Origin of the sequence: Ideonella azotifigens (assembly GCF_006519715.1) — a bacterium.
GTDB classification, from domain to species: domain Bacteria; phylum Pseudomonadota; class Gammaproteobacteria; order Burkholderiales; family Burkholderiaceae_C; genus Ideonella; species Ideonella azotifigens.
The window spans coordinates 1-8,144 of record NZ_VIDT01000214.1; the positions used below are offsets into that span (position 1 = coordinate 1).

General features: G+C 65.6%; 7 protein-coding genes. 6 read left to right on the forward strand and 1 reads right to left on the reverse strand.

Annotated features, from left to right (window positions below; translation table 11 throughout):
- The coding region (locus FKP22_RS14395; RefSeq protein WP_310733331.1) for a magnesium chelatase domain-containing protein at nucleotides 1–343 on the reverse strand (343 nt) is incomplete at its 3' end.
- Nucleotides 344–645: 302 nt separating this feature from the next.
- On the opposite strand from FKP22_RS14395, the gene FKP22_RS14400 reads away from it, so the two are divergent.
- The 6 genes from FKP22_RS14400 to FKP22_RS14425 all read left to right on the forward strand — a co-directional run bounded on the left by FKP22_RS14400 (nucleotide 646) and on the right by FKP22_RS14425 (nucleotide 7,905).
- A complete protein-coding gene (locus FKP22_RS14400; protein WP_141288169.1) occupies nucleotides 646–981 on the forward strand; it encodes a hypothetical protein in 336 nt (111 codons plus the stop codon).
- A 74-nt stretch (nucleotides 982–1,055) separates the two neighbouring features.
- Complete coding sequence (locus FKP22_RS14405) at nucleotides 1,056–1,394, forward strand: P-II family nitrogen regulator (protein WP_141288170.1); 339 nt, start codon at nucleotides 1,056–1,058, stop codon at nucleotides 1,392–1,394.
- A 121-nt stretch (nucleotides 1,395–1,515) separates the two neighbouring features.
- Complete coding sequence (gene amt / locus FKP22_RS14410) at nucleotides 1,516–3,042, forward strand: ammonium transporter (RefSeq protein WP_141288171.1); 1,527 nt, start codon at nucleotides 1,516–1,518, stop codon at nucleotides 3,040–3,042.
- 279 nt (nucleotides 3,043–3,321) lie between these two features.
- On the forward strand, nucleotides 3,322–4,617 hold the full coding sequence (gshA, locus tag FKP22_RS14415) for a glutamate--cysteine ligase (RefSeq protein ID WP_141288172.1): 1,296 nt from the start codon (nucleotides 3,322–3,324) through the stop codon (nucleotides 4,615–4,617).
- 120 nt (nucleotides 4,618–4,737) lie between these two features.
- A complete protein-coding gene (locus tag FKP22_RS14420) occupies nucleotides 4,738–6,621 on the forward strand; it encodes a potassium transporter Kup (RefSeq protein ID WP_141288173.1) in 1,884 nt (627 codons plus the stop codon).
- Nucleotides 6,622–6,732: 111 nt separating this feature from the next.
- On the forward strand, nucleotides 6,733–7,905 hold the full coding sequence (locus tag FKP22_RS14425; protein WP_141288174.1) for a benzoate/H(+) symporter BenE family transporter: 1,173 nt from the start codon (nucleotides 6,733–6,735) through the stop codon (nucleotides 7,903–7,905).
- Nucleotides 7,906–8,144: the final 239 nt, after the last annotated feature.

Below are 8,144 nucleotides of genomic sequence, written 5' to 3' on the forward strand. Positions count from 1 at the left end.
CGGCGAGCGACAGTTCCCCGGCAAATTCGAAACGCGCCAGGCGGGCCGGATCAACCACGCCCTGGGCAGCCAGGATGCCCAGGGCGATCGGCAAATCGAAGCGGCCAGACTCCTTGGGCAGGTCCGCAGGCGCCAGACTGACGGTGATGCGCTTGTTGTGCGGAAACTGGAACCCGCTCTCCATCAGCGCGGCGCGCACCCGCTCCCGCGCCTCCTTCACCTCGGTATCGGCCAGGCCGACCAGCGTGAAGCTGGGCAGGCCGTTGGCCAAATGCACTTCCACCTGTACCGGTGGCGCCTGCACGCCATCAAGCGCGCGGCTGCTGATCACGGCCAGCGTCATGCGGCCCTCCCTGGTTGTTCGTTGTGCCCATGCTGGGATGACGGCCATTGTCCAAACGCGGCAACCGCGCGGGCAATCCCGCTCTGGAGGGAGAAAACGCAAGAGCGCACAACTTCGGTGCCAATCCCGCACCCACATGGCACCAACTTGGATCGCCCATGTCCGGTGGGGCCGGCTTGAAAGCCCGCCAAGCCTGTTTTCCTGCTTGCGCGGCTGCGGGCATGAAAGCTGCAGCTACCCAGCCGCTGAGCTCGACCCAACCCCACACAAGCCGCGGACTCACAGTACCCCGGAGCAGTTGCATGAAGAAGTCCCAGACGGCGTTTGCCGCGCCGAGTCTTTTGACCTTGCACGTGAATGCAGATGCCGGCCTGAGCGCTGGCGTCCTCCGCGTGTGGCGTGCGAATGACAAGAGCTTCGATATCCAGGATGCCCAGAACCCGGGCCATCTCGATCTGAGCGCGAATTACAAGTTCGCCGAAGGCTGGACCGCCGACCCTCGTGTTGGCTTCACCGCTCGCCCAAGCGGGGCCATGGAAGGCACCGGTCTTGCAATGCAACCGAAGACAAGCTCGGTGCGACCCCGAACCGGCTGTGCGATGCCGGCCCAACGCTATTCGCTTGCGCTCCTGCCATGAAGCAAGGGCTCTGATCGATTGAATCCCCCGGCTGGTGGCGCCTTCGCTGCCAGCCCCAACCTCTGGAGCAGACAATGAAAATGGTGACTGCCATCGTCAAGCCCTTCAAGCTTGATGAAGTGCGTGAAGCCCTCAGCGCCATCGGCGTGCAAGGCATCACGGTGACTGAAGTGAAAGGCTTCGGCCGTCAGAAGGGCCACACCGAGCTGTATCGCGGCGCGGAGTACGTGGTGGACTTTCTGCCCAAGGTGAAGATCGAAGCGGCGGTGGACGACGCGCTGGTCGACCGCGTGATCGAGGCCATCGAATCCTCCGCCCGCACCGGCAAGATTGGCGACGGCAAGATCTTTGTCTCCGCCCTCGAGCAAGTCGTCCGCATCCGCACCGGCGAGACCGGCAAAGACGCCCTCTGATACTGAGCGCCCCCAGACCTGCCGCTTCGCGTCAGGCCCCCCGAGGGGGTCAAGAAAACTCGGGAACGGCCCTTCGTTTCCTTGAGATCCGCCAGCACACCGACCAAGAGACACACACACCATGAGAAAGCTGATTGCTTCCCTCGCCCTGGGCTTCGCCGCCCTGGGCTTTGCGGGGACATCCCTGGCGCAGGACGCCGCTTCGGCGCCTGTCGCCACCGCGGCCTCCGAAGCCACGCCCGCTGCAGCACCTGCAGCCGCCGCTTCGGAAGCTGCACCGGCCGCGTCTGACGCTGCCGCCGCACCGGCCCCCGTGCCCAACAAGGGCGACACCGCCTGGATGATGGTCTCCACGCTGCTGGTCATCATGATGACCGTGCCTGGCCTGGCGCTGTTCTACGGCGGCCTGGTCCGCAGCAAGAACATGCTGTCGGTGCTGATGCAGGTGATGGTCACGTTCTCGATGATCGTCGTGCTGTGGGTCATCTATGGCTACAGCCTGGCCTTCACCGAAGGCAATGCCTTCGTCGGCGGCTTCGACCGGCTGATGCTCAAGGGCATCTGGGACAACGCAGCGGGCACCTTCGCCAACGGCGCGACCTTCAGCAAGGGTGTCTACATCCCTGAGATCGTGTTCGCAGCCTTCCAGGCGACCTTCGCAGGCATCACCTGCGCGCTGATCGTCGGTTCGTTCGCAGAGCGCATCAAGTTCTCCGCGGTGCTGCTGTTCATGGCTCTGTGGTTCACCTTCAGCTACGCGCCGATCGCGCACATGGTCTGGTTCTGGATGGGTCCGGACGCCTACACCGCCGCCAACGTGGTGGACTCGATGAACGCCAAGGCGGGTTACATCTGGCAAATGGGCGCACTGGACTTCGCCGGCGGCACCGTGGTGCACATCAACGCTGCTGTTGCCGGTCTGGTCGGTGCGTACATGATCGGCAAGCGCGTGGGCTACGGCAAGGAATCAATGGCCCCGCACAGCCTGACGCTGACGATGGTCGGTTCCGCCCTGCTGTGGGTGGGCTGGTTCGGCTTCAACGCCGGCTCGGCGCTGGAAGCCAACGGCTTTGCTGCCCTGGCCTTCATGAACACCTTCGTCGCCACCGCCGCTGCGGTGCTGGCCTGGTCGGTGGGTGAAGCGCTGCACAAGGGCAAGGCCTCGATGCTGGGCGCGGCGTCCGGTGCCGTCGCCGGCCTGGTCGCCATCACGCCGGCAGCCGGCAACGTCGGTGTGGGCGGTGCGCTGATCATCGGCGTGATCGCCGGCTTCGCCTGCCTGTGGGGCGTGACCGGCCTGAAGAAGCTGCTGGGCGCGGACGACACGCTGGACGTGTTCGGCGTGCACGGCGTGGGCGGCATCCTGGGTGCGCTGCTGACCGGTGTGTTCAATTCGCCGAACCTCGGCGGCCCGAGCGCCGTGGCCGATTGGGTCACCGTGGGCATGATCACCCCCGATGCCTACAGCATCGCATCGCAAGTCTGGGTGCAAGCCAAGGCCGTGCTGATCACCATCGTGTGGTCGGGCGTGGTCTCGCTGATCGCCTACAAGATCGTCGATCTGGTCATTGGCCTGCGCGTGCCGGAAGACCAGGAACGCGAAGGCCTGGACATCTCTTCTCACGGCGAGACTGCCTACAACAAGTGATGCCAAGCAGCGACAGCGCCTGAAGTCGCTGTCGCTCACAAGTTCGGAGCGAGTTGGGGACTGCCTGGAAAGGCAGTCCCTTTTTTTATCCGCATGGCAGAGGCGAATCTTGCAATTTGGCACGCCAGCCCTGATCTGAAAACGCGGATCGTTCTGCGCCTCTTGTGCGACCCCGGGCCGCCATCTGCCAGAATTCCCCATCGCCCCAGGCACACACCCATCCTGTCGTGCTTGCCCGCGCCCCGCTGTATCCCGCCGCCGCACACGCCAGAAAACACCATGGTTCCGCACCTCGTCACCGCCCTCACCGGACCGATCAATGAACTGGAACAGCGCATGCTGGAGTCCATGCCGGCGATCGAACGCTGGTTCAGGCTCGAATGGATGGAGCACACGCCGCCGTTCTACAGCTCGGTGGACTTGCGCAACGCAGGCTTCAAGCTGGCGCCGGTCGACACCAACCTGTTCCCCGGCGGCTTCAACAACCTGACCCCCGAAATGCTGCCGCTGGCGGTGCAGGCCGCGATGGCGGCGATCGAGAAGATCTGCCCGGAAGCCAAGAACCTGCTGCTGATCCCCGAGAAGCACAGCCGCAACATGTTCTACCTGATGAACGTGCAGCGCCTGGTGCAGATCTTCGGCCAAGCCGGCCTGAACGTGCGCCTGGGCACGCTGGACGAAAGCATCACCGAGCCCAGCACGCTGGAACTGCCCGATGGCAGCATGCTGACGCTGGAACCACTGGAGCGCAGCCAGCGCCGGCTGGGCCTGAAGAACTTCGACCCCTGCACCATCCTGCTGAACAACGACCTGTCGGCCGGCATTCCGGACGTGCTGAAAAACCTGCACGAGCAGTACCTGCTGCCGCCGCTGCATGCCGGCTGGGCCGTGCGCCGCAAGACGAATCACTTCCGCAGCTACGAGGAAGTGGCCAAGAAATTCGCCAAGCTGCTGGGCATGGATCCGTGGCTGATCAACCCGATGTTCTCGCACTGCGGCCCGGTCAACTGGGCCGACGGCACCGGCATCGACGCGGTGCAGACCCAGGTCGACGCGCTGCTGACCAAGATCCGCCGCAAGCACAAGGAATATGGCATCAACGAGAAGCCGTTTGTCGTCGTCAAGGCCGACAACGGCACCTACGGCATGGGCATCATGACCGTGCGCGACGCCAAGGAACTCGACGAGGTCAACCGCCGCACACGCAACAAGATGGGCGTGATCAAGGACGGCCAGGAGGTCACCGACGTGCTGATCCAGGAAGGCGTGCCGACCTACGAACGCGTCAACGACGCGGTCGCCGAACCGGTGGTCTACATGATCGACCGCTACGTCGTCGGTGGCTTCTACCGGGTGCATGCCGACCGCGGCATCGACGAGAACCTCAACGCCCCCGGCGCCAGCTTCGTGCCACTGGCCTTCTCCGACAGCCACCTGCTGCCAAAGCCCGGCAGCCGCCCAGGCGCCAGCGCCCCGAACCGCTTCTACATGTACGGCGTGATCGGCCGCCTGGCCATGCTGGCCGCGTCCTACGAACTCGAAGCCACCGATCCGGACGCCGAGGTTTACGACTGAAATCACGCGCCGGCACGCCCCAGAACCAGGGCCGCCTACCACGATCGGGCAGGCTTGGAAAGACGCTTCCTGCGCAGGTAGGCAGCGCACAATAGCGGCTCCGTTTCGCCGAGTCCGCGCTTGAGTTCATCCGCCACCCCAAAGTCACCCGCCGCGCTGGCCGCCCTGACGCTGGCCGCGCTGGGTGTGGTCTATGGCGACATCGGCACCAGCCCGCTGTACGCGCTCAAGGAAGTCTTTCATGCAGGGCATGTGCCGGCCACGCAGGGCAATGTACTGGGGGTGCTGAGCCTCATCTTCTGGACGATGACCATCATCGTCTCGTTGAAGTATGTGCTGCTGATCCTGCGGGCGGACAACAACGGCGAAGGCGGCTTGATCGCGATGCTGGCACTGGCCACGACGGCCGTGCGCGACCGGCCGCGGCTGCGGCGGGTGCTGATGGTCGTCGGCCTGTTCGGCACCGCGATCTTTTATGGCGACGGCGTCATCACGCCGGCCATCTCGGTGCTGTCTGCCGTCGAGGGCCTGGAGGTCGCGGCGCCCGGGCTGCACAGCTTCATCATCCCGATCACGCTGATCGTGTTGACCGGCCTGTTCTCGGTGCAGCGCTTTGGCACCGGCGGCATTGGCAAATTCTTCGGGCCGATCACGCTGGTCTGGTTCGGCGTGCTGATCTGGCTGGGCCTGCCGCACATCATCGAGAACCCCGCGGTGCTGGTGGCGCTGAACCCGCTGCATGCCGCGAGGTTCTGCATCGACCAGCCGCTGGTGTCGTTCGTCGCACTGGGCGCGGTCGTGCTGTGCGTGACCGGCGGCGAAGCGCTGTATGCCGACATGGGCCACTTCGGCCGCAAGCCCATTCGCATTGCCTGGTACAGCATGGTAATGCCGGCGCTGGTGATCAACTATTTCGGCCAGGGTGCGATGCTGCTGGAGCACCCGGAGGCGGTCGAAAACCCGTTCTACATGATGGCGCCGGCCTGGGCCCAGTTGCCGCTGGTGTTCCTGGCCACCGCCGCCACCGTGATCGCTTCGCAGGCGCTGATCTCGGCCGCCTTCTCCGTCACCAAGCAGGCCATGCAGCTCGGCATCCTGCCGCGCATGACGATCCGCCACACCTCCGTGCGCGACACCGGCCAGATCTACGTGCCCTTCGTCAACTGGGGCCTGTTCGTCTTCATCGTGCTGGCGGTGGCGCTGTTCAAGAGCTCGTCCACGCTGGCTTCGGCCTACGGCATTGCCGTCACGCTGGACATGACCATCACCACGGTGATGACCTTCTTCGTGATCCGCTACGGCTGGCGCTACCCGCTGCTGCTGTGCATCGCGGTGACCGGTTTCTTCTTTGTCATCGACCTGACCTTCTTCCTGTCCAACCTGCTCAAGCTGATCGCCGGCGGCTGGTTCCCGCTGGTGATCGGCTCGGGCATGTTCCTGCTGATGCTGACCTGGAAACAGGGCCGGACCATCATGCGCCACCGCGTGCGGGACGACGCCATCGAGCTCGAAGGCTTCCTCGAAGCGGTGTTCGTCAGCCCTCCGGTGCGCGTGTCCGGCACGGCAGTTTTCCTGGTTGCCGAGGAAGGCCTCACGCCCAATGCGCTGATGCACAACCTCAAGCACAACAAGGTGCTGCACGAGCACAACCTGTTCGTCACGGTGCGGCATCACGAAGTGCCCTGGGTCGGCTTCGACAAGCGCCTGTCCATCCATTCCATGGGACATGACTGCTGGCAGATCACGCTGAACTTCGGCTTCAAGAACGACCCGGACGTGCCCGAGGCGCTGCGACTGCTCGAAGGCCGCGGCGTGCCGATGGACGACATGGACACCAGCTATTTCCTGTCGCGCGAAACCGTGATCCCGACCTTCGGCGACGGCATGGCCATGTGGCGCGAGAAGCTGTTCGCCAGCATGCACCGCAACGCCACCGACATGGCCGACTTCCTGAACCTGCCCTCGAACCGCATCGTCGAGTTGGGCGCAAAGGTCGAGATTTGAATTGAGCCCCCCAGTCGCTGCGCTCCTGCCCCCGAGGGGCGCGATTCGGCTTGGGGCGGCCCGGCGCCGAATCCCCCTCGGCCGCAGCGTGCTGTTGCTACGCCATCACCGATGAAACGATCTCTTCTGCGGGACCTTTCGTTCTCCACCGTCGTGGCGGGCTTCGTCGCCGTGCTCGTCGGCTTCACCAGCTCGGTCGCGCTGATCTTCGCCGCGACCCAGGCGCTGGGCGCGACGCCAGCGCAGACAGCCTCGTGGATCTGGGCGCTCGGGCTGGGCATGGGCTTCACCAGCCTGGGCCTGTCGCTCTGGTACCGCCAGCCGGTGCTGACCGCCTGGTCCACGCCGGGCGCCGCACTGATTGCCGCGACCCAGGGCGTGCCGATGGCCGAGGCGATTGGCGCCTTCATGGCCTGTGCGCTGCTGATCGCCATCGTCGGCTACACCGGCTGGTTCGAACGCATCATGGACCGCATCCCGATGGCCATTGCCTCGGCCTTGCTGGCCGGCGTGCTGGCGCGTTTTGCGCTGGACGCGGTGCTGGCCAGCCATGCCCAGCCGCTGCTGGTGCTGGGCATGGCCGCGGCCTTCCTCGCGGGACGGCGGTGGTGGCCGCGTTATGCGGTGCCCGGCGTGCTGGCAGCCGGCATCGCACTGGCAGCGGCGCAAGGCCTGCTGCACCTGGGCGACGTGCCCTGGGGCTGGGCCCGGCCGGCATGGACCACCCCGCAGTTCTCAGCCCATGCCCTGATCGGGGTCGGCCTGCCCTTGTTCGTCGTGACCATGGCTTCGCAGAACCTGCCCGGCGTGGCGGCGCAACGGGCCGCGGGGTTTCAGATTCCTGTTTCCCCCACCGTGGGTGCCACCGGCGTCGCCTCGCTGCTGCTCGCGCCATTCGGCGGTTACGCGCTGAACCTGGCAGCCATCACCGCAGCCATCTGCATGGGCCGCGAGGCGCACGAAGACCCGGCGCGACGCTACATGGCCTCTGCCGCGGCGGGCGTGTTCTACATCGTCGTCGGCCTGGCCGGCGGTGCGGTGGCCGGGCTGCTGGGCGCGTTCCCGAAGGAACTGGTGATCGCGGTGGCCGGGCTGGCGCTGCTGGGCACGATTGGCGCCGGGCTGGCCAACGCGCTGAACGCCGAACGCCACCGCGACGCGGCCTTGCTGACCTTCCTGGTCACGCTGTCGGGCCTGAGCTTCTTCGGCATCGGCTCGGCGTTCTGGGGCGTCATCGCGGGTGCCGTGGCCTTGCTCAGCAGCGCCAGACGGCAGGCTGGCTGAGGGAGATTCGTCCCGCCATGAGAAAAGGGCCCGCAGGCCCTTTTCTCATTGGCAGATGCCGTCCGGCTTCAGTGGCCGACGCGCATCGAATTGCCCTCCACCGTCACCGCGGTGCCGACCGAGACCGGCTGCGGCTGGGTGATGGTGCGGCGGGTGCCATCGTCCATGCGCACGTGCATGCGGTAGACGGTTTCGGTGCGGGCGTGCTTCTCGATGGCATTGCCGGCAAACGCGCCACC

What these genes read in the sequence shown, in the direction of transcription:
- FKP22_RS14400 (WP_141288169.1), top strand. Translation starts at nt 646, where the DNA reads ATGAAGAAGTCCCAGACGGCGTTTGCCGCGCCGAGTCTTTTGACCTTG.
- FKP22_RS14405 (WP_141288170.1), top strand. Translation starts at nt 1,056, where the DNA reads ATGAAAATGGTGACTGCCATCGTCAAGCCCTTCAAGCTTGATGAAGTG.
- amt (WP_141288171.1), top strand. Translation starts at nt 1,516, where the DNA reads ATGAGAAAGCTGATTGCTTCCCTCGCCCTGGGCTTCGCCGCCCTGGGC.
- gshA (WP_141288172.1), top strand. Translation starts at nt 3,322, where the DNA reads ATGGTTCCGCACCTCGTCACCGCCCTCACCGGACCGATCAATGAACTG.
- FKP22_RS14425 (WP_141288174.1), top strand. Translation starts at nt 6,733, where the DNA reads ATGAAACGATCTCTTCTGCGGGACCTTTCGTTCTCCACCGTCGTGGCG.